General features: G+C 47.9%; 24 protein-coding genes and 1 other annotated feature. Of the genes, 8 read left to right on the plus strand and 16 right to left on the minus strand.

What is annotated here, in order from left to right:
• Positions 1-229: 229 nt before the first annotated feature.
• Positions 230-1,063 (minus strand): helix-turn-helix transcriptional regulator, encoded by an 834-nt coding sequence (locus J7E78_RS22965; protein ID WP_215078334.1) that lies wholly within the window; start codon positions 1,061-1,063, stop codon positions 230-232.
• Between the two features lie 126 nt (positions 1,064-1,189).
• On the opposite strand from J7E78_RS22965, the gene lacZ reads away from it, so the two are divergent.
• Both lacZ and J7E78_RS22975 read left to right on the plus strand, forming a co-directional pair.
• Positions 1,190-4,309 (plus strand): beta-galactosidase, LacZ type, encoded by a 3,120-nt coding sequence (gene lacZ / locus J7E78_RS22970; RefSeq protein WP_215078335.1) that lies wholly within the window; start codon positions 1,190-1,192, stop codon positions 4,307-4,309.
• A 94-nt stretch (positions 4,310-4,403) separates the two neighbouring features.
• Entirely contained in the window at positions 4,404-5,192 is a 789-nt protein-coding gene (locus J7E78_RS22975; protein ID WP_215078336.1) for a hypothetical protein, read from the plus strand.
• Positions 5,193-5,474: 282 nt separating this feature from the next.
• Here the strand turns inward: J7E78_RS22975 and J7E78_RS22980 are convergent, their stop codons facing one another.
• Complete coding sequence (locus tag J7E78_RS22980; RefSeq protein ID WP_215078337.1) at positions 5,475-5,822, minus strand: hypothetical protein; 348 nt, start codon at positions 5,820-5,822, stop codon at positions 5,475-5,477.
• A gap of 288 nt (positions 5,823-6,110) precedes the next feature.
• Here J7E78_RS22980 and J7E78_RS22985 point away from each other — a divergent pair, with 288 nt between their 5' ends.
• The gene (locus J7E78_RS22985) at positions 6,111-6,686 is read left to right on the plus strand and encodes a dihydrofolate reductase family protein (protein ID WP_215078338.1); all 576 of its coding nucleotides are present in this window, start codon (positions 6,111-6,113) and stop codon (positions 6,684-6,686) included.
• A 242-nt stretch (positions 6,687-6,928) separates the two neighbouring features.
• Here J7E78_RS22985 and groL read toward each other — a convergent pair whose 3' ends face one another.
• From groL to J7E78_RS23020, 7 genes are all read right to left on the minus strand, one after another.
• Positions 6,929-8,563, minus strand: coding sequence for a chaperonin GroEL (gene groL / locus J7E78_RS22990; protein ID WP_036611259.1), 1,635 nt, complete (start codon positions 8,561-8,563; stop codon positions 6,929-6,931).
• A 73-nt stretch (positions 8,564-8,636) separates the two neighbouring features.
• On the minus strand, positions 8,637-8,918 hold the full coding sequence (groES, locus tag J7E78_RS22995; RefSeq protein WP_017690077.1) for a co-chaperone GroES: 282 nt from the start codon (positions 8,916-8,918) through the stop codon (positions 8,637-8,639).
• A gap of 401 nt (positions 8,919-9,319) precedes the next feature.
• The gene (tatC, locus tag J7E78_RS23000) at positions 9,320-10,102 is read right to left on the minus strand and encodes a twin-arginine translocase subunit TatC (protein ID WP_091033760.1); all 783 of its coding nucleotides are present in this window, start codon (positions 10,100-10,102) and stop codon (positions 9,320-9,322) included.
• Between the two features lie 78 nt (positions 10,103-10,180).
• Complete coding sequence (gene tatA / locus J7E78_RS23005) at positions 10,181-10,429, minus strand: twin-arginine translocase TatA/TatE family subunit (RefSeq protein ID WP_215078339.1); 249 nt, start codon at positions 10,427-10,429, stop codon at positions 10,181-10,183.
• A gap of 208 nt (positions 10,430-10,637) precedes the next feature.
• Entirely contained in the window at positions 10,638-11,123 is a 486-nt protein-coding gene (locus J7E78_RS23010; RefSeq protein ID WP_215078340.1) for a MogA/MoaB family molybdenum cofactor biosynthesis protein, read from the minus strand.
• 37 nt (positions 11,124-11,160) lie between these two features.
• Positions 11,161-11,664: a cyclic pyranopterin monophosphate synthase MoaC gene (gene moaC, locus J7E78_RS23015; RefSeq protein WP_285229461.1), complete on the minus strand. Its 504-nt coding sequence runs from the start codon at positions 11,662-11,664 to the stop codon at positions 11,161-11,163.
• 15 nt (positions 11,665-11,679) lie between these two features.
• Positions 11,680-12,318 carry a 5-formyltetrahydrofolate cyclo-ligase gene (locus J7E78_RS23020; RefSeq protein WP_215078341.1) on the minus strand — a complete coding sequence of 213 codons (639 nt, stop codon included), beginning with the start codon at positions 12,316-12,318 and terminating at the stop codon, positions 11,680-11,682.
• A 277-nt stretch (positions 12,319-12,595) separates the two neighbouring features.
• Between J7E78_RS23020 and J7E78_RS23025 the strand changes: the two genes are divergently transcribed.
• Positions 12,596-14,554, plus strand: a complete 1,959-nt coding sequence (locus J7E78_RS23025) for an ABC-F family ATP-binding cassette domain-containing protein (protein WP_215078342.1) — start codon at positions 12,596-12,598, stop codon at positions 14,552-14,554.
• A gap of 649 nt (positions 14,555-15,203) precedes the next feature.
• On the opposite strand, the gene J7E78_RS23030 is transcribed toward J7E78_RS23025, so the two are convergent.
• The 7 genes from J7E78_RS23030 to J7E78_RS23060 all read right to left on the minus strand — a co-directional run bounded on the left by J7E78_RS23030 (position 15,204) and on the right by J7E78_RS23060 (position 21,814).
• Positions 15,204-16,763: a 2-isopropylmalate synthase gene (locus J7E78_RS23030; protein ID WP_215078343.1), complete on the minus strand. Its 1,560-nt coding sequence runs from the start codon at positions 16,761-16,763 to the stop codon at positions 15,204-15,206.
• A gap of 338 nt (positions 16,764-17,101) precedes the next feature.
• Positions 17,102-17,440: a binding site (T-box leader), on the minus strand.
• Between the two features lie 517 nt (positions 17,441-17,957).
• Positions 17,958-19,013 carry a tRNA (adenosine(37)-N6)-threonylcarbamoyltransferase complex transferase subunit TsaD gene (gene tsaD / locus J7E78_RS23035; RefSeq protein WP_215078344.1) on the minus strand — a complete coding sequence of 352 codons (1,056 nt, stop codon included), beginning with the start codon at positions 19,011-19,013 and terminating at the stop codon, positions 17,958-17,960.
• On the minus strand, positions 19,010-19,531 hold the full coding sequence (gene rimI, locus J7E78_RS23040) for a ribosomal protein S18-alanine N-acetyltransferase (RefSeq protein ID WP_062833068.1): 522 nt from the start codon (positions 19,529-19,531) through the stop codon (positions 19,010-19,012). Before rimI ends, tsaD begins: the two co-directional genes overlap by 4 nt.
• A gap of 218 nt (positions 19,532-19,749) precedes the next feature.
• Positions 19,750-20,598: a tRNA (adenosine(37)-N6)-threonylcarbamoyltransferase complex dimerization subunit type 1 TsaB gene (gene tsaB, locus J7E78_RS23045; RefSeq protein ID WP_397330610.1), complete on the minus strand. Its 849-nt coding sequence runs from the start codon at positions 20,596-20,598 to the stop codon at positions 19,750-19,752.
• A gap of 2 nt (positions 20,599-20,600) precedes the next feature.
• A complete protein-coding gene (gene tsaE, locus J7E78_RS23050) occupies positions 20,601-21,083 on the minus strand; it encodes a tRNA (adenosine(37)-N6)-threonylcarbamoyltransferase complex ATPase subunit type 1 TsaE (RefSeq protein ID WP_017690089.1) in 483 nt (160 codons plus the stop codon).
• A 253-nt stretch (positions 21,084-21,336) separates the two neighbouring features.
• The gene (locus J7E78_RS23055; protein WP_026081228.1) at positions 21,337-21,513 is read right to left on the minus strand and encodes an H-type small acid-soluble spore protein; all 177 of its coding nucleotides are present in this window, start codon (positions 21,511-21,513) and stop codon (positions 21,337-21,339) included.
• Positions 21,514-21,517: 4 nt separating this feature from the next.
• The gene (locus J7E78_RS23060) at positions 21,518-21,814 is read right to left on the minus strand and encodes a hypothetical protein (protein ID WP_215078401.1); all 297 of its coding nucleotides are present in this window, start codon (positions 21,812-21,814) and stop codon (positions 21,518-21,520) included.
• A gap of 201 nt (positions 21,815-22,015) precedes the next feature.
• On the opposite strand from J7E78_RS23060, the gene ku reads away from it, so the two are divergent.
• The 4 genes from ku to ligD all read left to right on the plus strand — a co-directional run bounded on the left by ku (position 22,016) and on the right by ligD (position 26,274).
• Positions 22,016-22,930 (plus strand): non-homologous end joining protein Ku, encoded by a 915-nt coding sequence (ku, locus tag J7E78_RS23065; RefSeq protein WP_215078346.1) that lies wholly within the window; start codon positions 22,016-22,018, stop codon positions 22,928-22,930.
• 270 nt (positions 22,931-23,200) lie between these two features.
• On the plus strand, positions 23,201-24,070 hold the full coding sequence (locus tag J7E78_RS23070; RefSeq protein ID WP_215078347.1) for a VOC family protein: 870 nt from the start codon (positions 23,201-23,203) through the stop codon (positions 24,068-24,070).
• Between the two features lie 322 nt (positions 24,071-24,392).
• Complete coding sequence (locus J7E78_RS23075) at positions 24,393-25,343, plus strand: ATP-dependent DNA ligase (RefSeq protein WP_215078348.1); 951 nt, start codon at positions 24,393-24,395, stop codon at positions 25,341-25,343.
• A gap of 40 nt (positions 25,344-25,383) precedes the next feature.
• Positions 25,384-26,274 carry a non-homologous end-joining DNA ligase gene (gene ligD / locus J7E78_RS23080; protein WP_215078349.1) on the plus strand — a complete coding sequence of 297 codons (891 nt, stop codon included), beginning with the start codon at positions 25,384-25,386 and terminating at the stop codon, positions 26,272-26,274.
• The last annotated feature ends 3 nt before the right edge of the window (positions 26,275-26,277 follow it).

Here is a 26,277-nt window from a genome sequence, read left to right on the forward strand (position 1 = left end):
CGGTCACTAGAGTTGATTACACATTATTGTATTCATATATCATACCACCAACCGAAGAAATGAAGAAAAAAAGTGCCCTACCGGAGGACAATCCGATAGGGCCAGTCACACATCTATTTAACACGAGAAGGGGTTTACAAGACTTATCTTACCTTCCCAACCTTAATGAAAACTGAAATTGGGATGAATAACAGATCAAAATTCAAAATGAATAACCGCATTCAGACTTTCAATTCAGTCCGTGCAGTTTGCGAAAACGCTCTGGACTCATGCCTGTATGCCTTTTGAACATCGCACAGAAATAACTGGCATTCTCGTAACCCACCCGATCAGCAACTTCATATATTCGGAGCTCTCTCTCACTGAACATGAGTTGTTTGCTTCGATTGATCCGTTCCTGGTTCACGTAAAATACAGGTCTGGTATGGAGCGCCTTCTGAAACAGCCTGCACAAATATTGGGGAGATACCACAGCCACATCGGCCAGTTCCTTCAGCGAAAGTGAACGATCCAGATGCTCAGCGATATAACGGAACACAGGCTTCAAACGCTCCAGTTCATCATTATAATTGGCGGATGCGATGAGCAGTGGCTTCAGATCCAGCAGCAGGGCATATAATTGTTTGGAGCATTCAACATCGTAATCTGCGTAATCCGTAGTATCCCCATTTTCTCCTCTAACCAGAAGTTGCTCCAGGCCACGCAGCAGCGTGGCTGTCCTGAGTCTGCATACGCGTGAACCGGTTATCCCCGCATAAGATAATAACTGGCTGGCCTCTCTCCCCTGAAACGAGACCCAAGCCAGCTCCCAGCGGTCACTAATGGGCATATATCGATGCGGCACATCGGGATACAGAAAGAAAACGTCACCCGGTCCGACGATATACTCGTCTTCTTGTATAATCAGCCTCCCCTGACCATGAATAATCTGGTGGATCTGATAATCCGGGAATCCCTCTGGACGCTCGGTTTCATATTGGTGTTCCCAGTAACCCACCGTGGTCATATAGATCGGCAGGCGAGCAGCTTCTTCTGTTTTACCAAAAAAAATCCGGGTATCCATCCCGTACACCACTTTCTCCATCGTTAGTTTCATATTGTGATATATATGGGCAATATTCTTTATTCTCTAAGTCATCATTCAATTCTATAATGACAATATTATAACATTTCAGAAGGAGTTGCTGTTATGCGAAAGAAACTGGTACACACCCCTCCGGCAAATGGATACCCGGAATGGAACAATAATCCCGAGACTTTTCAAGTAAACCGTCTACCCGCACATGCGTCTATGGTAGCGTTTCCATCTGTAGCAGAAGCGTTATCCAATGATTCCAGCGCATCGCCATGGTACGAATCACTGAATGGTCAATGGAAGTTTGCCTTTGCGGAGACTCCAGAGCAACGGATTACATCCTTTTATGAGAACAATTATGATGCCCGTGACTGGGACGAGATCGCCGTTCCTTCCAACTGGCAGTTGCAAGGTTATGATTATCCCCAATATACAAATATGACGTATCCGTGGGTCGAGCGTGAGCCAGAACTGAAGCCACCATTTGCACCAACAACCTATAATCCTGTGGGTTCATATATCCGTACGTTTACGGTTCCGGCAGACTGGAAAGACCGTCCTGTCCTGCTGCACTTTGAGGGTGTTGAATCCGCCTTTTATGTATGGGTGAACGGGGAGCTCGTCGGTTATAGTGAAGACACGTTCACGCCCGCAGAATTCGATATCACTCCGTATCTAACGGAAGGTGAGAACAAGCTGGCTGTGGAGGTATATCGCTGGTGTGATGCAAGCTGGCTGGAGAATCAGGATTTCTGGCGGTTAAGCGGAATCTTCCGTGGTGTATACCTGCATTCACCTTCACCGGTTCAGATCGCCGATTTCTTTGTTCGCACTGAACTGGATGACGCGTACCAGGATGCGGAGCTACTGCTGGATTTGAAGTTATTTAATCATAATGCCGCGCAGACTACTGCCGGATTGTCCGTTCAGGCGCAGCTTTATGATGCACAGCAGCAGACTGTACTGAAGCAACCCCTTACTGCGGCCATTACTTTCCAGGGTGAAGATGAACTTTCGTTCAAATTGTCAACAGAGGTTATTCAACCGCTCTTATGGAGCGCCGAGTTCCCTCATCTGTATACACTTGTGCTGTCCATTCAGAATGAATCCGGCGAAACGTTAGAGGCTGTTCGCAGCCGGATCGGATTCCGCAAGTTTGAACTGAAAGACGGCCTGATGCAAATCAATGGCAAACGCATTGTATTCAAAGGCGTGAATCGTCATGAATTTTCCCCGGATACCGGTCGAGCCATCGGGCGGGAAGACATGATCCGTGACATCGAGCTGATGAAGTCCTATAACGTTAACGCCGTGCGTACATCCCATTATCCGAATCAGTCACTCTGGTACGAGCTGTGTGATGAGTATGGCCTCTATGTCATTGATGAAACGAATCTGGAGACTCACGGCACATGGTACTATGGGCAAAAGGAAATGAATGAGAACAATATTCCCGCGAGCAAGCCGGAATGGCGTAACAACGTCATCGATCGCTGTAACTCGATGTTCCAGCGGGACAAAAACCATCCGTCCGTTATTATCTGGTCTCTGGGTAACGAGTCCTTTGGCGGCGATAACTTCATCGCCATGTACGATTATCTGAAACAAGTCGATCCAACCCGTCTCGTTCATTATGAAGGGACTTTCCATTATCGCCCTTCTGATTCGGCAAGCGATATTGAATCGACAATGTATATCAGCCCACAAGATGTGGAGCAATATGCGCGCATGAAGGGTCCGAAGAAACCTTATATTATCTGCGAATACAGCCATGCCATGGGTAACTCTTGCGGCGGCCTGCATCTGTATTGGGATTTGTTCGATAAATATGATATGTTGCAGGGTGCATTCATCTGGGACTGGGTCGATCAGTCCATTCGTACCACTACGGCAGACGGTGTAGAATATTTTGCTTATGGCGGCGATTTCGGTGAATCCCCTCATGATGGCAATTTCTGCGGAAACGGACTGATTCTGGCCGATAAGACGGTTACACCGAAGCTGGAAGAAGTGAAGAAGTGTTATCAGAACGTTCGTATGGAAGCTATTGATATCAAAGACGGCCTGCTGCGCATCCGAAATCAGTTCCTCTTCACGGATCTGAGCGAATATTCGCTCGTATGGACAGTAACACACGATGGTGTATCCGTAGAGAACGGCACGTTGGATATCGCGGTACCTCCTGGCGAATCGGTTGAAGTCCCCATCCCATATACGCCATCGTCCGATCTGTTCTACGAAGCGGTGCTGACTGTATCTCTGGTTACGAAAGTCGCAACCAAATGGGCAGGAGTAGGTCATGAGATTGCCTGGGATCAGTTCTTGGTATCTCCGCGATTGCGTCCAATCCAACCGGTACATCAAGGACAAGGCAATTCGCCACAGGTACAGGAGCTGCAAGATGAACTTAGCGTAGCTACAGGACAAGTCACGTTGAGCTTTAACCCGGCTACTGGCGCATTGACGTCTTATCAGATCAACAATCAGGAGCAATTGCTCGCACCTGTCCGGCCGAATTTCTGGCGAGCCATGACAGACAACGATATGGGGAACCGCCTGAATGAGCGTTCTGCCTTCTGGAGAGATGCTCATGCAACCAGCAGATTAATTCGCTTCGAGCACCATGCAGACGAACAAGGTATTCTCGTGACGACCGATTATACGTGGGATCAACATCCGGGATGTACACTGTCCATCACATACCGAATTGATGCGGATGGTGTATTGGAAATCAGTCAAACCCTTATTCCAGGCGAAGGCCTACCCGATCTTCCGGAATTCGGTATGCTGCTGCAACTGAATAACCGCTTGGATACGATATCCTGGTACGGCAGAGGGCCGCACGACAACTACGCAGACCGCCTGACCAGTGCACGATTGGGATATTACACAGGTGCGGTTCGTGATCAATTCGTTCCATATCTGAAACCACAAGAGTGCGGCAACAAAACCGATGTGCGTTACGCTAAAATTACATCAACGGATGGTCGAACTGGTCTGCACGTTGAAGCCACCATACCATTTGAAATCAATGCGTTGCCGTGGACACCGGAGGAACTGGAAGCAAACGACCATGTGTACAAATTGCCTCAAAGCACACAGACTGTCACACGTATCAATTACAAACAAATGGGTGTCGGCGGAGATGACAGCTGGGGCGCACGTACCCACGCTGAATACACCTTGCCAGCCAACCGAGCGTATCACTTCACCTTTACGGTAAGACCTGTATAACATCAAGCAAGCACTGCCGGCATACTGCCAGCAGTGCTTTTTTTGTTCGGACAGTGAGTATTGGGAGTTTGAACTTTTTTATGGGAACATTATAATGAATGAGGTGCAAGAAAGATTTTTACCAAATATTACGCTATTAAGAGGTGAGAATTTGCAATACCTATTTACCGCTCTTTTCATTCTTGGATTTATTTCTTTCTTGGTATCTGTTGTTCTGATGATCTTATCTATTCGCAAAGGTAATAGGTTGCCGATCAGATTTATTTTTCTAACGACGGCCTTTTTTGCGATTGCTTCAATAGGTTTATATGGGATGCTGAATTTATCTTCGAACTCTACTCAGTCTGAAGTAGATCAGGCGGTGGAACACGAATCAAGTGACGCTACAACAGAAAAAAATCCGGCAACTTCACCCCAAATTAAATTGTCTGGCTTCCACATGACTACCGATGAATTCAAAAACAAGTTTAATGGTGCCGTTGGCAAATACCGACTGAATGGTTTGAGTATTACCCGCTTGAATGTGAAAGACTCTTCTGAGCAGGGTACTGGTACTTTCGAGTATGTATTCAATGATGAATTGCGTTTGGTTGGTGTAGTGAATGCGGATGAGAGCGTACAGGAAATCAGGTTATATGGAACTGGTGATACGCGTAAACCAACAGGTGGAATTTTTTTAACTGCTATCGCTACACTCATTCTCACAACCAATAGTGAGTACACGTATAACGATGCACAAGATGTCATCCAGGATATCGGTCTATTGGATCGCGATGTGAATCAGTCTGATTTTGATGAGGCGACAGTTCGAAATGAATTGGAATATCGCTTCAACATTCAAGATTATGGTCACTCCACTTTTGAAATAACTGTTGCGAAATAAGATGCGATTGTGCAAAAAGGCCGCTCCATGAAGGAACGGCCTAACCTGTGGTATGTACTTTTTTTGGATAATTTAGTAGTCACAGTCTCTGATCTAACATTTTCCTATTTTATTGATTAGTAAGCCAAAAAATTAAAGTAATCACTATACAAAAAAGCGATACAGGGTACAGTATCCATTTACTGATCTTATCTTTGTAAGTGACAATCCAACAAACAATGCATACCCAGGCGATTAATAGTTGCCATAAGTCCAATGATGAATACCTCCCGCATGCGAGAGTTACTCAAAAGTTACAATCTCGCTCTGATTGTTCCAACTCATTTTAAAGGTAATTGGATCTTTCGTATTCTCCGCCTCAGTAGCCGTTCCCGACATGCTGAACGGGACCTCTTGTTCTTCCAGCGCTTTCCCCTGCTGGTCTATATTATTGCCGGTAAGGTCAAACACAAAATCCTTTATGTGCGTTTCATCACCAATGTAGGTAATACTATAGCTCCCTGTAGATCTCTGAAGCGATACATCCCAGTGATCGCTCTTTCCGTGTATAATATCATCCGCACCACAAGCTGACAAAATAGATAAAAGTACTATAATACAAAGAATCATTGGCAATTTAAATAATTTCATAAAATTCCTCCTTTTTCACTTTATATTGCGGGAAAATCGTCCGCAAAAAAATACCTAATTCGTGCTGAAGGCTAAACTCATTATACACCTCAATCTTCTGAGCAGTTATGTATTCAAAAAATTCCTCAAGATGCTTACACGGGTAGTTTTGCAGAATATAATGGAGGGATTTTTTGTGGATTAGTAGAATATCTCATGTGGGGTTAACAATCCATAAGAAACAACCCAAGCTGAAATGTGCTAAAACTGTTAATGTAAATATCCCTCATGAACAAAGGAGAACTGAAAATGAGAAAACTCATTCTATTTTTGCATGCATCGCTTGACGGTTTTGTAGAAGGGCCGAACGGTGAAATGGACATTGGCTGGGTTTCCTACGATGCTGATTTGGAGAAACACGCGAAAGAAATTCTGAGTACTACCGACACTGTCATTTGGGGACGTGGGACTTATCAGATGATGCACAGTTACTGGCCATCTATGCCTTCGAACCCATCAGCTTCGCAGCATGAACTGAATCATGCCGAGTGGATCGAAAATACAACCAAAATCGTTTTTTCCACGACGCTGGATAAAGTCGAATGGAACAATTCAAGACTGGTGAAAGAAGATGTCGAGGAAGAGATCAAGAACCTCAAACAGCAGCCAGGCAAGGATATGGTCATCCTCGGCAGTCCTAGGTTCGCACACCACCTTATGCAGCTTGATTTAATCGATGAGTATAGAATTACGGTTTCTCCCGTCCTGATCGGCAACGGGTTGCCGTTATTCCAAGGTCTCAAAGAGAAGATCAATCTTAAACTTATCGAAAACAAGACCTTTGATTCTGGAGCCATAGGTCTCGTTTACCAGACGGTGAGATGACCTTCTTGCCCTAAAGTAGATTGCTAACGGGTACGATAGTGCAATCACCATCCGTATAAGAGGCGGTTTTCTTTTGCTCGAAAATCAGCATTTAACAATAACAGAGCCTAAATAATAGAAGACACCTTAGAGCGATTTCCATCACTCCAAGGTGTCTTCGTTTTAAACAATGCGGGCAAAATGTGGGCAAACCGGGCTTCTACGCAGAGAAACCCATTCCCCACAAGGCTTTTCAGCCTTTATTACATCATGCCGCCCATTCCACCCATACCGCCCATGTCAGGCATTCCGCCACCAGCACCTGCAGGTTCTGGTTTGTCAGCGATAACTGCTTCAGTCGTCAGGAACATTGCCGCTACAGAAGCAGCGTTTTGCAATGCATAACGTGTTACTTTTGCAGGGTCAACGATACCAGCTTCGATCATGTTAACCCACTCGCCAGTTGCAGCGTTGAAGCCGATTCCTGTTTGTTCTTTTTTCAGACGTTCCACGATTACGGAACCTTCTTCGCCAGCGTTAGCTGCGATTGTGCGGATTGGTGCTTCCAGAGCACGCAGGACGATGTTTACGCCTGTTTGCTCGTCACCGGACAGAGCTACAGCCGCAACCGCGCTATATACGTTCATGAGCGCTGTACCACCACCGGATACGATACCTTCTTCAACCGCAGCGCGAGTTGCGTTCAGGGCATCTTCGATGCGAAGTTTGCGTTCTTTCAATTCTGTTTCAGTAGCCGCACCAACTTTGATTACTGCTACACCGCCGGACAATTTAGCCAGACGCTCTTGCAGTTTCTCTTTGTCGAACTCGGAAGTTGTTTCTTCCAGTTGCGTACGGATTTGGCTAACACGTGCATCGATATCGGATTTGTTACCAGCACCGTCAACGATGATTGTGTTTTCTTTGGTTACACGGATTTGGCGAGCTGTACCCAGTTGTTCCACAACAGCGGATTTCAGATCCAGACCTAGTTCTTCCGTGATCAATTGGCCACCAGTGAGGGCAGCAATGTCTTGCAGCATTGCTTTACGACGGTCACCGAATCCTGGAGCTTTAACAGCTACAGCATTGAATGTACCACGCAATTTGTTCACAACCAGCATAGCCAGCGCTTCGCCTTCGATATCTTCAGCGATCAATACCAGTGGTTTGCCTTGTTGAACGATTTTCTCAAGCAATGGCAAGATATCTTGCGTGCTGGAGATTTTTTTGTCTGTGATCAGGATGTACGGATTGTCCAAAACAGCTTCCATTTTGTCCGTATCCGTGATCATGTAAGGAGAGATGTATCCACGGTCGAATTGCATACCTTCAACCACTTCAAGCTCTGTAGCGAATCCTTTGGATTCTTCTACTGTGATTACGCCATCTTTACCTACTTTTTCCATAGCTTCAGCGATCAATTCGCCTACTTCTTCGTCAGCTGCAGAGATTGCTGCAACTTGTGCGATGGATTGTTTGGAATCGATTGGTTTGGAGATGGATTGCAATTCAGCAACCGCAGCTTTAACCGCTTTGTCGATCCCTTTACGGATACCGATTGGGCTAGCGCCTGCAGTTACGTTTTTCAGACCTTCTGTGATCAGCGCTTGCGCGAGTACAGTTGCTGTTGTAGTACCGTCACCGGCAACATCGTTGGTTTTCGTTGCTACTTCTTTAACCAGTTGAGCACCCATGTTCTCGAATGCATCTTCCAGTTCGATTTCTTTAGCAATGGTTACACCATCATTGGTGATAAGCGGGCTTCCGAATTTTTTCTCCAGAACCACGTTACGACCTTTCGGACCGAGTGTTACTTTTACTGCATTAGCCAATGCGTCCACACCACGAAGCATGGAGCGACGAGCGTCTTCACTGAATTTAATGTCTTTAGCCATGTTAAGAAAACCTCCCTAGTTTTTGTTGGAAAATGGTATTGCTATATGGTTCGGTTATCCGATTAAATTTGAATTAGTCGAGAATCGCGTGAATATCGCTTTCTTTCATAATCAAATATTCTTTACCTTCGAATTTGATTTCTGTACCGGCATATTTGGAGAAAATAACGCGATCTCCTTCTTTCACTTCCAGAGCCACACGTACTCCGTCTTTCAATACTCCGGCACCGACTGCAATGATTCTACCCTCTTGCGGTTTTTCTTTGGCGGAGTCCGGGAGTACGATCCCGAAAGAAGTTGTTTGCTCTTGCTCCAGTGGTTCTACCAATACGCGTTCACCTAAAGGTCTGATCATGAAAAATAGCCTCCTTTTGAAATTATATAACGTTACATTATGGATTGTTGCCATATGTATTAGCACTCGACAGTGTTCAGTGCTAACAATCAACTTTATGATACTCAACTTGAAGCATATTTTCAAGTCCTTTTGACGAATTCCTGCGAGAATTTACGTTGAATTTACATCATCACAACCAAATAACACCCGGTATGCCTGGATAATTGTTGCAAAATCGCTACTTTTATTCTACGAAATTGTTTAGCCCTTCTGCAACGTTATCAGACAGTCCCTTTCCCATTGTATCCATTGTTGAACATAATATGCCTGCTTGTCCTGCCTTGCAGGTGAACAATCTGCAGCAATAGCCCGGATAAGAACAGACCGTCTTTTCCGGGCACATTACAGCTTATCCTCATTCAGCCCGCATGTTTCTTATCCTCGGCACGAACGTAACGGGATTCGATCTCTTCATCGGCTGCAAGCTGCTTGCGATATACGATTGCGGATAATAACACACTGATCTCATATAACAAGAGCAAGGGAATCATCACCAGCAGATCGGAAATAAAGTCTGGAGGTGTAATAACCACCGCAATGAAGATCAGAACAAAATAAGCAACTCTGCGCATCTTGCGAAGGCGAATTGGATTCAGAATCCGCAGTCCTGTCAGAAACATAATAAGTAAAGGAAGTTCAAATAACAGGGATACAGGAAGCACAATGCCAAACAAGAAGCTGAAGTACTGTTTCATCCCGTAGGTCTCCACAAGCCCCATCTTCTCCGTTATCGCTGTTGTGAAGGCAAGTGCCATCGGAAAAATAACATAATACGAGAAAGCCATACCTGTCAGAAATAAGAGAAACACATAGGGCACATACTTCAGCGTTGCTTTTCGTTCGCGCGGCTTTAGCCCTGGACTAACAAACTTCCAGATCTGATACACCGTAAACGGCAGCGTAATAATAAGTGAAAACAGCCCTGCAATCTTCATGTAGATGCCAATTCCGTCCCAGAACGAGAAGGCATGTAATACAAAACCTTTTGCCGACTCTGCCTTGGTCAGATATTGGTATACCGGGTCCGCCACAAAAAATCCTGCAATCAGTCCCAGCACAAAAATGCTTAATACATAAATCAGCCGCTTCCGCAGCTCACTCAGATGTTCCGTAATCGACATTTCTTCCATTTGCTGCGTCATGCCTGCCCCCCATTATTGCCAGCTTAAAATACAAAACCCTTCCGGCAGGAAGGGATTTCTCTTTCATTGCCGTCAAGATTATTCCGGCAGGCGTTTATCAGCAGGCTTGTCTGCAGGTGTGCTCTCAGCCGCCAGCGGTTTCGCCTTCTCCTGCTCTTTGCGATTGGACGAGTCATCCTCAGAGATAATCTCGCGAGCGCCCTCTTTGAATTCACGGAAGGTACGCCCAACTGCACGTCCCAGTTCCGGAAGTTTGTTGGGTCCAAACAACAACAATGCAATCACGGCCAGCAAAATAAAACCCGTTGGTCCAATTTGACCTAACATTGATATTCCTCCTCGTCTCAAGCTTCAAAGATGCGCATATTCGGCCATATGTCCATAGATGTCTCTGCTGCGTTCTTAATTTAAGCCCATCATACCATAGATGTAACCACTTACATAACCCGCAAAATTCACAAATAAGAGATGTCACTAGAACGATCTAACAACGGTCATGGCTAATAGGATGTCTTGCCCCAGAGTCCATGCTCGATTATTGCTTGAACTGACCCGTAACCATCAGCAGTGCTTCCGGAAGCTGATCCATAATGGCAGCCAGATGTTCATGCACACCCTTTGGTGTACCTGGCAGATTAACAATCAGCGTGCGTCCACGAATGCCACATACCCCACGGAACAGCATTGCAGAACGGTTTTTGCCCATTACACTGTACCGCATGGCCTCTGCCATCCCGGGAACTTCCCGTTCAATCACGCGCCGGGTCGCTTCCGGAGTAATATCACGAATGGCCAGCTCCGTGCCACCGGTAGTCAGCACCAGATCGGCGTGAAAATAATCCGTCATCTCAATCAAAGCCGCAATAATCTCATCGGGTTCATCCGGAACGATACGGTACTCCACGATTTGACCACCCAGCTCTTCTTCCACCAGCTCCCGAATGACTTGTGCACTCGTATCCTCACGTTCCCCGCGGGCTCCTTTGTCACTGGCTGTCAGGATTGCTGTTCTCCACACCATAAAGATCACCCTTCTCCTCTATGAAAATAAATATTGCCTATCGGCTGTAATCGCCGTTTTTGCCACCACTCTTGGAATTGAGCATAGTTGGACCGATAATCATATCTTTTTGCATCGCCTTGCACATGTCATAAACCGTCAGTGCCGCAGCCGCAGCCGCCGTGAGTGCCTCCATCTCAACACCCGTTTTGCCTTCGGTTTTGACAGTAACTTCAATGTGTAATTCATCCACTCCGTTATCATGAAAACGAATATCCACACCCGTCAGTGCCAGCGGATGGCACATTGGAATCCAGTCCGACGTTTTTTTCGCGCCTTGAATTCCGGCAATCTGAGCCACAGCCAGAACGTCACCTTTGCCGATTCGGCCCTCCCGAATCGCTTCCAGCGTATCCGGGTTCATCGTCACTTTCGTTACAGCCACAGCCGTACGCACCGTAATTTCCTTACCCGAAATATCAACCATCCGGGCCCGTCCCTGTTCATTAAAATGGGTCAGTTTGCCACCGGAAGGCTGGCCGTTGTTCACTTCTGAACTCAATCACATCACAACCCTTTATTCGATATGTAATATACCTTCGGTTGTTATCAACAGATCCATCCGCAGATCGAGCAGGTCCATCGGGATCTCCTCTTGTAGCTGACCCGGCAACACCATCCCAGCCATCAACGGTTTCTTGCCCGTCATCGCACATGTTGCTGCAAGCGTCTCGGCAAAACGATCATAATAACCGCCACCATAGCCAATGCGTCCTCCATGAAGGTCATAACCAAGCCCCGGTACCAAGACAAGATCGATATCCGGCCAATCCTCAGGTGACAGAACTTCACAAGAATCTTTGGGTTCCGGTATGCCCCATATGCCTGGCTCCAGATCCTGTTCTCCGGTCACTCGCCGCAACTCCATTCGAGGTGGATTCGCCAACACTTTCGGTGCAAACATCACATCTCCATGGTTCCAGCCCTCTTGAAACAGAAAAGCTGTGGATGCTTCGCTTCCATAGGACAAATAACTGAATATAACGAGTGGTCTGTTCACGACCTTACTCTTGGCCTGTCTAAGGCGTTCCAGCTCCCGCTTCACTCCAGCGTTAATCTTAGTCATCGCCTGCTGATGCATGCTTGCATCCATCAGATCACGGCTCTGCCTCAGTCTGGATCGAAGCTGGCTTTTCAGTTCCGCATGATCCTGCATATCCTTGAATAACCTCCTGTTGATCGGGAAGGTAGAAAAAAGCGCTCATTAAAAAAAATATATGTTATGACCAGTTGTCATCTTGTTGAAATGGTTAAAATGATTCATTTTCTGCAAAATCCTCATGTAATAACATGCCTTCTTTCAGTTTATCATTGATTGATCAAAAAGACTACATGCCCCATGCGTTACCAATCGGTGCAATTGCTCTGTATTTCATGTAAACTGAGATGTAGTTGTCATATCAAGAACTGGACCTATGGAGGAACTTAATTTTATGCTGCTGCAAGTATCCGGAATTATCAAACGTTTTGGTGTCGATCCAATCCTGGACGGCGTGAACTTACAAATATTAGAACGCGAGCGCATCGGCCTCGTTGGTGTAAACGGTGCAGGAAAATCCACTTTGCTCAAAATTGTAGCCGGTGAGATGTCCTATGACGGAGGACAGATTTTCAAATCCAAAGAAACCACGCTCGGTTACCTGGCTCAGAACAGCGGGCTGCAATCCGATCGCAGCATCTGGGAAGAAATGATGAACGTGTTCGCTCACCTGACACAGGCTGAAGCTGATCTGCGTCAGATGGAGCGCGATATTGCCGACCCTGCCCAGATGGAAGACGAGAAAAAGTACGCGGACCTGCTGGAACGTTATGCGAAACGCTCCGACTGGTTCAAGGACCATGGCGGTTATGAGATGGAAACCCGCATTCGCAGCGTACTGCACGGGATGGGATTCGGCGAATTTTCACCAGACACCCCCATTGCTACGCTGAGCGGCGGGCAGAAGACACGCCTTGCGCTTGCTCGTATTTTGCTTCAGGCACCCGATCTGCTCATGCTGGACGAGCCTACCAACTATCTCGATATCGCCACCCTTACTTGGTTGGAAGATTATCTGAGAGGTTATTCAGGCGCACTGCTCGTGGTATCCCATGACCGGTACTTCCTTGATCGACTCGTAACGACCATCGTTGAGATCGAACGTCACCGCTCCAAAAAATATACGGGCAATTACAGCCGTTATATGGAGCTCAAAGCTGCCGAGTATGAAACTCAGATGAAGCAATATGAGAAACAACAGGGTGAAATCTCCAAGATGGAAGATTTTGTTCAGAAAAATATCGTACGTGCTTCGACGACCAAACGGGCGCAAAGCCGGCGCAAAGCCCTCGACAAAATGGAGCGCCTTGATAAACCGATGGGAGATTTGAAAAAAGCCCATTTTTCCTTCGAAACCGCCGTGATGTCTGGCAAGGAAGTGCTTCGTGTGGATCAGCTGTCTGTTGCTTATGACGAGGCTTCTCCATTGTTCCGCAACGTCTCCTTCGATCTGCGGCGCGGGGAAACGGTTGCTCTGATTGGTCCAAACGGTATTGGTAAATCCACCATGCTGAAGTGTCTTACGGGAAGTTTACGTCCGGTAACCGGGGAGATCCAATGGGGAACGAAAGTACAGATTGGTTATTACGATCAGGAACAGACCGGCCTCAATCCGTCTAACACGGTTCTGGAAGAACTGTGGAGTGCCTATCCCGGGATGGAAGAAGCACGCATTCGGACCGTACTGGGGAACTTTTTGTTCAGCGGTGACGATGTACTCAAGAAGATATCCTCCCTCAGCGGCGGCGAAAAAGCTCGTGTGTCTCTCTCCAAGCTGATGCTGAAGGAAGCCAACATGCTCATCCTGGATGAGCCTACGAACCATCTCGACCTGTTTGCCAAAGAAGTGCTGGAGGCGGCATTAATGGATTATGAAGGCACCCTGCTATTCATCTCCCATGACCGATATTTCCTCAACAAAATGGCTGAACGGATTGTCGAGCTTCATCCAGGCGGCACGGAACACTATCTTGGAAATTATGATGATTATGTGGAGAAAAAACAGGAGCTTGAGGACATCGCACGCGAAGCTGCTGAGGCACGTCAAGCTTCGTCCAAGAACTCGTCCAAATCCGATCTGAGCACAGCCACAACCGAAAAATCCGGAGCGGCTTCATTCGAAGCGGAAAAACAGGCGAAGCGTGAAGAACGTAACCGGCAACGCAAGCAGGAAGCTTTGGAACAACAGATTGCAGAGCTGGAAACGAAGATTACAGAGCTTGAGGCACAGATGGCTCTGCCTGAAATCTATCAGGATTATATGAAGCTGCAAGAACTCCAGCTACAATCGGAGAAACACAAAGCAGAACTCACCAAGGCATACGAGGACTGGGAAGAACTAGCTATGGAATAGTACGAATAGTCCAGACTCAGACCATGGCTTGATCGCGTCCATACAAGTATAGTTGTACCACCGGCTGATTCCTTATTGGGATCAGCTTTTTGTGTGTTGAGGATGAGTATTGAATCTAGGCGCCTTATGTTCTTTATGTTCCTTGAGATTGAACTCTAACATATGGAGGTTAGGGGCGCTGTTTTGACTTTTGTCAAATTTACTCGAATGAAGAGAAATATTTTTACCCCTCTTCCCCTCACACTTATCCACAAGAAAGCAAGATAGCAAGCACATTAATAAACTTAATTATACAGCGGTAGAATAGTCTTTTACACACAAAAACCATATTTATCCACTAAGTTATCCACTTTATCCACAACTTTGTGGATAGTAAGGAGTCATTCTATCCCCTAAATCCTTTTGGTTTCGAAAACTATACTGGTTTGGCTTTATCCTAGTTACCCACAATTTCCACTGGATATGTGGATAACTATAGTCACACCTTGACAAATGCATCTTCCACTCCTGAATGCTCCTCCATAATAAGACAAAAGCAGACCTCTGTGGTTCAAGGCCTGCCCGTTGTTTGCTCACTTCATGAATGTAGATTACATCGAATCGTGATTGTTACAATAGCTGCTGCAAATGCGATCTGTCCAGGAATGCTCTACACATGTGCTTCTTGTTCATGATGTTCGGAAGACTCCGCCTTCAGCCCGGCAGCATTACAAGCGGCTACATAAGCCAAACCGGCAGCCATGACGATATCATTATGTGTTGCCGTTCCCCGGAACTCACGTCCTGCACGCTCCACGGTAACTACAGCTTCCGCACTTGCACCCTCTCCACCACTCAAGGCATGCATCTCCATATCAACAAATGCAATATCATCAGAAATACTTTGACCAATTGCACGAATGGTCGCATCCACGGGTCCACCGCCAACAGCGGCGTAAGACTGTTCTCCAGCACTTGTGCGAATGCGAACGGCGGCCATTCGATCCGTCATACTGCCCGCCGTCACCTGCAATTCAACCAGTTCATAGTCCTGTGCAGGAATATTCATGGTCTGGCTAACCATCTGTAATAACTGGTCGTCACTGACCACTTTTTGCTGGTCTGCGGTTTCTTTGAACACCTCATACAATTGTTCCATCTGTTGCTCATCCGGCTCAAAACCGTATTTGCGAACCCGATCCTTCAGGGCGTGACGACCGGAGTGTTTGCCCAAAATAATCATGCTACGCGGAATACCCAGCGCTTCCGGGTCCATAATCTCATAAGTGTTCCGATTCTTCAGCAGACCATCCTGATGGATGCCAGATTCATGCTGGAATGCATTACGTCCCACCACTGGTTTGTTGTACGCAATCGGGAAGTGCATCGCACGGCTAATCTGACGTGAAGTCTCATACAGCTGATTCAGCTTAATGTTCGTCGTTGCACCAATTGCGTCTCCCCGAGTCTCCAGCGCCATAATCAGCTCTTCCAGTGCACAGTTCCCCGTCCGTTCTCCGATACCATTGATGGTCACTTCAATCTGGGAAGCCCCATTGGCAATTGCAGCCAAGCTATTGGCTACGGCCAGGCCCAGATCATTGTGACAGTGAGCACTATAGCGAACCCGATCGCCGCCTCTTGCACCCTCACGCACCCGGCGGAACATCTCGCCATACTCATGTGGCAGGGCATATCCTACCGTATCCGGCAGATTAATAATGGTCGCTCCAGCTTCAATGGCGACTTCAACCATTTCAATCAGATCGTCCATCTTGGCACGGGCAGCGTCCATAGCTGTGAACTCTACGATGTCCGTGAACTGTCGTGCATAAGATACCATCTCACGAGCAGTAGCTACCACTTCACTGCGCGGACGGCGCAGTTGATGCTCAATATGAATATCCGAAGAAGAGATAAACAGGTGAATTCGGCGCCGTGCTGCATCCGCTGTTGCTTGAACTGCTGCATCGATATCACCTTTGACCGCACGCGCGAATCCACAGATCTCCACGTTCTGCAACTGTCTCGAAATCGCCTGAACCGCCGCGAACTCACCTGGACTGGAGATCGGGAATCCAGGCTCAATGACGTCGATACCCAGAGAAGCCAGTTGATGTGCCAGTTCAATCTTTTGCTCGGGTTGCAGACTTGCTCCTGGTGCCTGTTCTCCATCACGCAGCGTTGTATCAAAAATCTCAATCATGCGTTTGTTATTAGTTGTTGTCATATCCATCAACCTCCATCAAATTTTTATAAGCATTTTCGTTACGATCCACGAGCCTCAGAACACCCGCTGATCGCCGCTCCTGTTTTTATATATTTTGTTTGTAACGCGTATGTTGTTTGTAGCTTAGTCCTTGGTAATCATTAAAGCCTGTTGAATGTTTGTGTCCTACACTTGATGTTCCATCTTCATTCATTGCTCGTTCGTTGCATATCCTGCTTACCCTCATGACAGAGTGTACGTCGACTTACACCCTGACCTTCTGACTTTTCAATCTCCATATGGTTCTTCCCATGCCCACCCTGCTGCCGGCAGCAAACACAAATAACCCGCCATCTCATATAAGAGACGGCGGGTTATTATCCCCTCCGCGGTACCACTCTTGCTTGATGGGCCAGGCTTGCGCCAGACTCCATCCACCTCGTCGTCTCCGAAATCCGCTGGATGAGCGTGCACACACGACATCACTGGAATTCGGAGAAACACCCTATAACGGGGGTTAACCGTTGCTGTGTAACACATGTTGTTGTCCATCAGGACAACTGGGCGATTAATATCGTCCCCACGCTTCCACAACTCCGTTCCCGGGCGAGATTCGAAGGATTCCAGCCACTGCGTCGCACCACCCCGCAGCTCTCTGAGCGCTTTATCGTTCTACTGCTCCCGTTCATCACATTTATAATATGACCTAACTTCATTCATCCTTATTTTGAAAATCAAAAAAAGCCTGCCACCTCATGCAATAATGCAAGAGACGACAGGCTGTTCACCTTCGCGGTACCACTCTTGTTGACTTCCTTCCTGTTCATTCAAGACAACCCCTGAATGCTTTCGCATAATCGGATCACTTGAAGCAGCCTGAAAGCCCCCTCAGTTATCGTCAGTTGATCCTTGTAATAACGGTCCTACCAACAACGGCCCATTCACGGAGGCAACCCGTAACCATGTACTTTGGGCCATGATCGGCCTTCGGATTCTCCCGGGGAGTCACCGTGTTCCATCGTTCCGCTTCCAGGTGAGTTTCAGGTTTCCTTCGACTGCGTTGCACCATACCGCAGCTCTCTAAGACCGGGAATGACCTTACTAGTCCTGTTCATCGCGTTTATCAGTTCAGGAATCTGAATTCCTGTTTAAATTTGTAACTAAATATACATTCTTTACATCCCTGTTGTCAACTCTTAATCTCAAACTGCTTGCCTATACGGACTGAACGGACCATTCCTCCAGGGAAAGTCCTGGATCTGCCTTCGCATCAAATTCAGCAATTTCTCCCCGCTGCCATTTCAGATACGCAGCCGCTCCAATCATGGCCGCATTATCTGTACAATATTCCATTGGCGGGATTAACAGTTCAAGCCCTTCCTTCGTGCAACGCTCCTGTAATGCTGAGCGCAATCCCCGGTTTGCTGCAACACCACCACACAACAGCAATTGTCGTGAACCATACTCACGCACCGCTCTAACGGCTTTCTCCACCAACACTTCAACAACAGCTTCCTGGAATCCACGTGCAACCGCAGACGGCTCCAAGGTCTCTCCGCGCATTTTGGCCTGATTGAGCGCATTCAGTACAGCAGACTTCAAGCCACTGAGACTGAAATCGTACGAACCTGCTTCCAGCCATACCCGTGGTAATGGCACTACATCCTCCGCTTCAGATGCCATCCGGTCCACATGCGGGCCACCCGGATAAGGACAGCCCAATGCACGTGCTACTTTGTCATACGCTTCGCCTACAGCATCATCACGTGTCCGACCAATCAGTTTGAACTTGCCCTCGGATTCCATATGCACGAGTTCTGTATGTCCACCGGATACGACTAGTGCCATCGCCGGGTATTGCAGTTCATGAGTAAGTCGGTTGGCATAGATATGCCCCGCAATATGATGTGTGCCAATGAGCGGTTTGCCCAGTGCCATCGCCATCGTTTTGGCCGCAACGATTCCTACCAAGAGTGCACCGACCAGCCCCGGACCTTGTGTTACGGCAATTGCACTTAGATCACGCGGACGAATGCCGGACTGTTCGATCGCCTGTTCCAGCATCAACGTAATGACTTCAACGTGTTTGCGTGAAGCCACTTCAGGTACCACTCCACCAAATGCCTTATGCGTCTCGATCTGACTTGAGATGAGATTGGATAACACTTCTCTCCCATCCTTAACTACAGCTACCGATGTTTCATCACAGCTTGTCTCCACCGCCAAAATGTAGGATGGTGCAGAATTTATTTTTTCATTGAGTTCGTTCATGAATCCAGTACGCTTCCTTCCTCTTCGCCGCTCCGGCCTGCAGACGGCAAGTTCGCCCACATAATCATCGCATCTTCCCCATTATCGGAGTAATACCCTTTACGAAGACCCGCCGATTCAAACCCTTTTTTCTGATACAAACGCTGGGCAATACTGTTCGAGACTCTGACCTCCAGCGTCATTCGTTCCATCCCGAGATAAGCCGCTGTACTCATTAATTCATCCAGTAACTTTTCACCAAGCTTGCGTCCACGGTACGCGCCTCTGACTGCAATATTGGTAATATGGGCTTCATCCATAATCGTCCACATACCTGCATAGCCAATGGCCTTGCCTTCCAATTCCATCACCATATATTTAGCAAAATGATTGTGTGTCAATTCATTTTGAAATGCTTCTTCCGTCCAGGGCAGGGTAAAGGCCTCATGTTCAATCTCCATCACATCGGGAATATCCGCAAGTGTCATGAACCTGAACTGAAGCGCTGCTTCCTGCTTATTATTCGCCACGTTGTCCATCTGCTTCCCCTCCCCCTTTAGTGCGTGTTCAAAAAGACCGGATGAAGCTAGAAATGGAGTAGCGGAGCGTAGGGAAAACTACGTGAGCAACCACAATGTTTCCAAAGGAAACATACTTCGTAAGCCTCCCGCTTATTTCGGCTGAATTCCATATTCGATGCTGATGATGCCACCAGGTATCCTTCGTAATCAAAAGCGGACTTTTTGAACAACCTCTTTTAGCCTTTGCGCAGCAGATTGGCTTCCGCTTCAGACAGCTGGGTGTAGTTCGGCACCAGCGCATGTACGTCATCACGCTGACCTGCAAGCAGCGCGGCGGCGCCAAGGCGCCCAACCCAGCGGCCTTCCAGCTCATAAGGTACGAGCTGGAGCGCCGTTCCTGCGGGGCAGCGAAGCTCCGCCGCTGCCGCAGCATGAGGGCCCGTCTCGCCGACGATCCAGACGGCTACGGGCCGCTCTTCCGGCGCCGCCTCCGCCATACGGGCGGCGAGGGCTTCCAGCCATCCGTCCATCTTGCGGATGGCATCAGGCGCCAGACGCCGGGGCGCATCGCTCCCGGCGGAGGCAAACAGCGCGGTGCACGCTTGACCGCGCCGTGCATCCACAAGCGGAACGATCCAGTGGACAGGGGCAGCACTTGTGCTGCCCTGGTCCGCGGATGGCGTTCCGCCAGCCCCTGCTGCGGCATCCTCTGCCGCAGCTTCCGCCTTGGCGGCGAGGCCGCTGTGCCAGCCGCCCCAGGCGATGGCCTGAAGGCTGGACACCCCGGCTACGGGGATGTCCCACGCCCAGGCCAGTGTCTTCGCCGCGGTCACCGCAATGCGGATGCCCGTGTACGAGCCTGGGCCAACGCCAACGGCAATGCCGTCCAGTTGGCCAGGCTGTGTGTTGCTGGCGGCCAGCAGCTGCTCCATCACCGGTACAACGTGTACCGAATGGTTGCGCTCAGCCCGTTCATTGCGTTCTTCCAGAAGCGCATGATCTTCCATCATCGCAGCTGCCATCACTGCGGTGGAGGTATCCAACGCCAAAAACCGCTGACGCGGCTCTTTTTGTAAATCTTCCATCATCATTTGACCCCATTCTGTCTGAACTGTCGGCACATGGCTGCATAAGTCTCGCCGTACCCATCCAGTGTAATCGTTCGATCCTCCAGGCCGGTTGTTTCAATCTGCACATGCAAGTGCTCTTGCGGCAGCAATTCGGGAATGATACTCGACCACTCCACCAGACTGACTCCGGCTCCATAGAAATATTCATCAAGTCCAAGCTCATCCGCTTCTTCCAGCGATATGCGATATACATCCATGTGATATAAGGGTAGACGCCCTTCGTACTCCTTGATTAGTGTGAATGTGGGACTGCTTACCACATCACGTACACCCAAATGCCAGGCAAATTTCTGTGAAAATGCCGTTTTTCCCGCGCCCAGATCACCATCCAGAGCAATCACCATGCCGGCGTTTGCCTGTCTGGCGAGTGCGGAAGCGAGTGCTTCTGTATCTGCAATGCCATGGGATTGATACACCCACTGCTCGTGCGTCTGATTCAATATTCGCCCCACCTTTGGCGGTCCAGCCGCCTGAGTTCACTTTGAACCTTATTATATCGGTCCCTTTCTTCCCCCGCAACATCCAAGAAGGCAAGCGGAAATATAACATGCATTATTAGACGTGTCTCAAAACTCGCTCAGACACCTGATAGGAAAAACCAAAAACCGGCACCTCTCGGTACCGGCCGTGTTATGCATATATTTCAGCTTTTATTCATTCTCCGATTCCTCAATAACGATATGTTACTTGTATCTACTCCTCCAAGCGATCCACACGAACCGTCTGGGTATTTCCCGGCCTGCTGCCAACCTGCACGGTCGCCATACCATTAGCTTCATCCACATTTTCGATCCAGACTGGATCTCCCTCCAATGTAACGGCAATGGTATCCTTGGAATCATAGATCGCTTTGGCGCGCTTCGCATCCATCATCTTATTCATACTCCCCTTCCGGATCATCATGTGATTCTTGAACCATGCTATCTGTTGTACTTTCACCAATATAACCGTTATCTTCCGTAACCTGTCCCCCGCCTAACCCTTCATTTACCATCCGGTCAATGTCGAGCATGAACGACTCCCGATCAAGGGGCAATTCTTCCGAAGTGACCGCTTCCCAGTTAACAGCTGTAGCAGGTATATAGAATTCTTCAGCACTTTCGGCTTCGGCAAGAGGATACGGAGAAAATGCATGCTTGTGCGCTTCTTCCTCATCACGTCTGTTCTTCAATATTGCACCTCCCGGCATATGTGCTGCGAGAATAACTACCTATCCCATGCTCATCTTCCTGTCGGAATCCAAGCATGTTTCTGTTATCATCCCCGAGTCTCGCCGAACCATACGAATTCGTTCGTCCATAAGACGATTATCCCTTGCGCCAGATGCCCATACTATTGAATAAAAAGGAATCTCAATGAAAGGAGCCGATCTATGCATACCGTCTGGAAAGGCGCAATCAGTTTTGGCCTTGTGCATGTCCCTGTCAAAATGTTCTCGGCTACCGAAGACAAAGACATCTCCATGCGTTATATCCATAAAGTCTGCGGCAGCCCGCTCGCTTATGTTCGTCAATGTCCATCCTGTGAAGTGGACGTGAAGTGGGAAGAGATTACCAAAGGCTATGAATATGAAAAGGGTAAATTCGTACTCTTCGAGAAAGATGAATTGGAAGCGTTGAATGATTCCACCAGCAAAACCATTACCATACTGGATTTTGTCGACTTGACTGAGATTGATCCCATCTATTTTCAGAAAACATATTACCTATCACCCGATCAGGCCGGTGGAAATGCCTACCAGCTGTTGATGAATGCGATGCGAGATACCGGCAAAATTGGCATCGCCAAAATCTCCATTCGCTCGAAGAGCAGTCTGGCTGCCATACGAGTACTGGAAGATTGTCTCTCCATGGAGACGATTTTCTATCCCGACGAGATTCGTCCTGTCTCCCAGGTCCCTAACTTGCCGGAAGTGCAGAACGTGAATGAAAAGGAACTCACGATGGCAAAGCTGCTGATTGACCAATTGTCCACGCCTTTTGAACCTGGTAAATACACCGATGACTATCGCAGCAAACTGCTGGATCTTATTCAGCACAAAGTGGCAGGCGAAGAAATCAAGATTGCTCCAGCCAAACCTGAAGCTAATGTGATGGATTTGATGGCTGCCTTGCAGGCAAGTATCGAGGCCGTGAAGCCTATTCCGGCTGACCCTGGGACAACAACGGCCAAGCCTAAGAAACGTGCACCGCGAAAAACGCCTGCTCAAGCGGTTGCCGGAGGAGAATCCGATACAGCTGCTGCACCAGCCAAAAGAAAAAAGGCGACTCCCAAACCAAAAGTTTGAATGTCGCTAAGCCAAGATCGATTCCGTTATATAACTCATGTAATGATGTTTACCCCGATCCGGCTTCACAGTCGGATTTTTTTGTTTTGTAAAATGCGATTGACGAAAGCTGATTTATATTTTATATTAACTTATGAAAAGTAACTTATTTATGAATATACAGTCACCCTGTAATTCTGCTTTAACAGTATGCAATTAAATAATCCGTTCTCAACGCATATACACAATTAAACGAGAATCCATATTATCTATGATCAGGAGGAAACAATCATGAATACAACGTATCAAATCCCTGCCACAACCCATCTGGGTGAAGTGAGTCTCCGAATTATGAACCTGGACCGTTCAATTAAGTTCTATACCGATGTGGTTGGATTAAAATTACTGGAGCGTACTGGCAAAGTGGCTACGTTGACAGCTGACGGAAAACAGTCCCTGCTGCGATTGGAAGAGCTCACGGATGGAATTACCCTGCCGGAACGTTCACATGCTGGCTTGTATCATTTCGCCATCCTGCTGCCTGACCGCAAGTCCCTGGGTCTTGCTCTTCGTAATCTGGCTGCATCCGGTATCGATATCGGCCAAGGCGATCACTTGGTCAGCGAAGCCTTCTATATCTCCGATCCCGATCAGAACGGGATTGAGATCTATGCTGACCGTGCACGTGATACGTGGGAACGGGATAGCGACAATAACTACGTGATGGCAAGTGATCCTGTTGATGTGGAAAGCCTGTTTGCCATATCGGAGAATGAACCTTGGCAGGGCCTGCCTGCTGGCACCGTTATTGGTCACGTACATTTCCACGTCCGCAGCCTGGAAGAAGCCCGCAACTTCTACACCGGCATACTCGGTTTTGATATCGTGGGTAACTTCGCGAACATGTCTGCACTATTTGTATCCGCAGGTGGCTATCATCATCATCTGGGACTGAATATCTGGGCAGGAGTGAATGCACCTGTCAATCCAGATAACGCTACAGGAATTGACTACTTCACCATTGTGTACGCCACAAAGGAACAATTGGAACAGGCACTTGAACAATTGCGTCAATCCGGTGCAGTCGTTACACAAGTGGAGGGAACCTGGTTTACGGTAGACCCACAAAATATTCGTATACGTCTGACAACTGCGAACTGATTTTGTTTAGGCGTTACAATATGTTTGCTTAACCACATTTTATTAAGCCCGGGTAACTGATTTCTCTACATCACAGAGGGATCGGCTGCACGGGCTTTTGGAGTTGGCTCTTATAAAACTGGCACAATTGGTACATTCTAACCAATACGTAGACAAGATATCTTAGGGAGATACCTTATGATTGAGTAGGAAGCTTGACTGTTTAGGCAGCTCGCCGTCATTGCTCATTCTGGTGCATCATATGAATTCCCGTTTTCAAAAAAATATAGTGAAATTCCGAATTAACCTGCGCTAATTGGTTGGTACGAGGAAGGAGTTCCCCATGTTCAAACCGTTGATTCCGTTCGAACCCATCTCCAGAGATACTTTGCCCACAGGGACGCAATGGATTGCCCAGGTCAAGTGGGATGGAGTCCGCATGCTTGCCTATGAGGACGGGCATGAGCTTCGCCTGGTGAATCGCAGATTACATGATCGAACCGCACAGTATCCCGAGCTGGTAACACCACGAAATTTATGTTCAGGCTCCTCCTATATCTTGGATGGAGAAGTTATTGCGCTGGACCCGGACACCGGAACACCTTCGTTTTATCATGTCCTGCGGCGGGATCGGATGAGCAGACCCGAAGGTATCGCCCAAGCCATACATCAGATTCCGGTCACATATATGGTATTTGATATCCTGTTCTATGAGGGGAAATGGGTGACGGATCAGCCTTTGGCAGATCGACAGCGCCTGTTGCACGAGGTCCTTAACACCGCTCCCCATGTTCAGGAGGTCACCAATACGCTTGATGCCGCTTCCCTGCTTACGGTCATGAGACAACATCAGATGGAAGGCATCGTCTGCAAGGATCTCACCAGCAGTTATGGCATACAGGGCAAGGACCAGCGCTGGCAGAAGGTCAAAATCATGCATGATGTATATGCCATGATCGGGGGAGTCACGTACCGGAGCGGTATTGTGAATGCTGTCGCGGTTGGTGTATATGATGGGCCAAACTTTGTCTATATTGGTCATGTCGGGACTGGCAAGCTGAACTCCAATACGTGGCGGGAACTCACACATCAAGTCGAGCCTCTGATCAGGCAGGACAGACCGTTCCATAATGTACCTGAGCGCAGTGCGGAGACCACCTGGGTGGAACCACGAATAGGAGTCAAAGTGCAGTATATGGAACTGACTCATCATAACACTCTACGCCATCCCAGTATTCAGACCTTCGCGGATGTGACCCGTGAGGATTGTCTGGCGAACCAGCTTCTTCAATGAGTCAGTCCAAGATTGATTACACATATAGGAGGTGATCCGTATGGCCCCCAAGATCCAGGGAACCATCATAATAGAAGGCACAGAGCTGACAGTCACGAACCCGGACAAGCTGTTATGGCCGGAAGCGGGTGTTACCAAAGCCATCTATCTGCAAAAGCTGGCCGCTCTGGCTCCTTATCTGCTCACGTATACGAGCAATCGACTTCTCACCACGATAAGATATCCCCACGGCGCTGGAGGGACATTTTTCTATCAAAAGAATGCCCCTGAGCCTGTACCAGATTATGTGCGGACTGAAGTTCACGACGGCATCCGCTATGTGGTCATGAATGGACTTCCCGAATTGTTATGGCTTGGCAATCTGGCCGCACTTGAATTCCATCCTTCTCTGCATGCTGTGGGAAACCATCTGCCCTGTGAATGGATGATTGATCTGGACCCCTCTCAGGAACATGAACCCCGGATCATGCAAGCTGCGCTCATCGTTGGCGAAACCCTGACTTCCCTAGGTCTGAGGTCGATTCCCAAAACTTCAGGCGCAACAGGAGTTCAGATCATCGTTCCCATTGTGCAAGGGGTAACCTTCGATGAATTACGGGATATCGGCTATTTTGTGGGGAAATATGTAACTCAGAAGCACCCGGATCTGTTCACACTGGAACGACTTAAAAAGGACCGTGGAGACCGCATTTATTTTGACTATCTCCAGCATTATGGAGGCAAAACCCTTGCCGCTCCCTATACACCACGTGCCAAATCTGGCGCCACTGTCTCTACACCCCTTACCTGGGATGAGGTTCGAAACAACGTCTCCATCCAGGATTACCATCTGATGAATATCATTGAACGCTTGAACCAAACCGGTGATTTAATCGCAGCCGTTGAACCCCAACCCGTTGAACACATTCTCAAGCATTTGAAGAAAAAATAGCCG

Origin of the sequence: Paenibacillus polymyxa (assembly GCF_018614975.1) — a bacterium.
Lineage (GTDB): Bacteria > Bacillota > Bacilli > Paenibacillales > Paenibacillaceae > Paenibacillus > Paenibacillus polymyxa_E.

Excerpts from the sequence above, each read along its gene's own strand:
- J7E78_RS22965 (WP_215078334.1), bottom strand. The coding sequence starts at position 1,063 with ATGGATACCCGGATTTTTTTTGGTAAAACAGAAGAAGCTGCTCGCCTG.
- lacZ (WP_215078335.1), top strand. The coding sequence starts at position 1,190 with ATGCGAAAGAAACTGGTACACACCCCTCCGGCAAATGGATACCCGGAA.
- J7E78_RS22975 (WP_215078336.1), top strand. The coding sequence starts at position 4,404 with ATGAATGAGGTGCAAGAAAGATTTTTACCAAATATTACGCTATTAAGA.
- J7E78_RS22980 (WP_215078337.1), bottom strand. The coding sequence starts at position 5,822 with ATGAAATTATTTAAATTGCCAATGATTCTTTGTATTATAGTACTTTTA.
- J7E78_RS22985 (WP_215078338.1), top strand. The coding sequence starts at position 6,111 with ATGAGAAAACTCATTCTATTTTTGCATGCATCGCTTGACGGTTTTGTA.
- groL (WP_036611259.1), bottom strand. The coding sequence starts at position 8,563 with ATGGCTAAAGACATTAAATTCAGTGAAGACGCTCGTCGCTCCATGCTT.
- groES (WP_017690077.1), bottom strand. The coding sequence starts at position 8,918 with ATGATCAGACCTTTAGGTGAACGCGTATTGGTAGAACCACTGGAGCAA.
- tatC (WP_091033760.1), bottom strand. The coding sequence starts at position 10,102 with ATGACGCAGCAAATGGAAGAAATGTCGATTACGGAACATCTGAGTGAG.
- tatA (WP_215078339.1), bottom strand. The coding sequence starts at position 10,429 with ATGTTAGGTCAAATTGGACCAACGGGTTTTATTTTGCTGGCCGTGATT.
- J7E78_RS23010 (WP_215078340.1), bottom strand. The coding sequence starts at position 11,123 with ATGGTGTGGAGAACAGCAATCCTGACAGCCAGTGACAAAGGAGCCCGC.
- J7E78_RS23020 (WP_215078341.1), bottom strand. The coding sequence starts at position 12,318 with ATGCAGGATCATGCGGAACTGAAAAGCCAGCTTCGATCCAGACTGAGG.
- J7E78_RS23025 (WP_215078342.1), top strand. The coding sequence starts at position 12,596 with ATGCTGCTGCAAGTATCCGGAATTATCAAACGTTTTGGTGTCGATCCA.
- J7E78_RS23030 (WP_215078343.1), bottom strand. The coding sequence starts at position 16,763 with ATGACAACAACTAATAACAAACGCATGATTGAGATTTTTGATACAACG.
- tsaD (WP_215078344.1), bottom strand. The coding sequence starts at position 19,013 with ATGAACGAACTCAATGAAAAAATAAATTCTGCACCATCCTACATTTTG.
- rimI (WP_062833068.1), bottom strand. The coding sequence starts at position 19,531 with ATGGACAACGTGGCGAATAATAAGCAGGAAGCAGCGCTTCAGTTCAGG.
- tsaB (WP_397330610.1), bottom strand. The coding sequence starts at position 20,598 with ATGGAAGATTTACAAAAAGAGCCGCGTCAGCGGTTTTTGGCGTTGGAT.
- J7E78_RS23055 (WP_026081228.1), bottom strand. The coding sequence starts at position 21,513 with ATGGATGCGAAGCGCGCCAAAGCGATCTATGATTCCAAGGATACCATT.
- ku (WP_215078346.1), top strand. The coding sequence starts at position 22,016 with ATGCATACCGTCTGGAAAGGCGCAATCAGTTTTGGCCTTGTGCATGTC.
- J7E78_RS23070 (WP_215078347.1), top strand. The coding sequence starts at position 23,201 with ATGAATACAACGTATCAAATCCCTGCCACAACCCATCTGGGTGAAGTG.
- J7E78_RS23075 (WP_215078348.1), top strand. The coding sequence starts at position 24,393 with ATGTTCAAACCGTTGATTCCGTTCGAACCCATCTCCAGAGATACTTTG.
- ligD (WP_215078349.1), top strand. The coding sequence starts at position 25,384 with ATGGCCCCCAAGATCCAGGGAACCATCATAATAGAAGGCACAGAGCTG.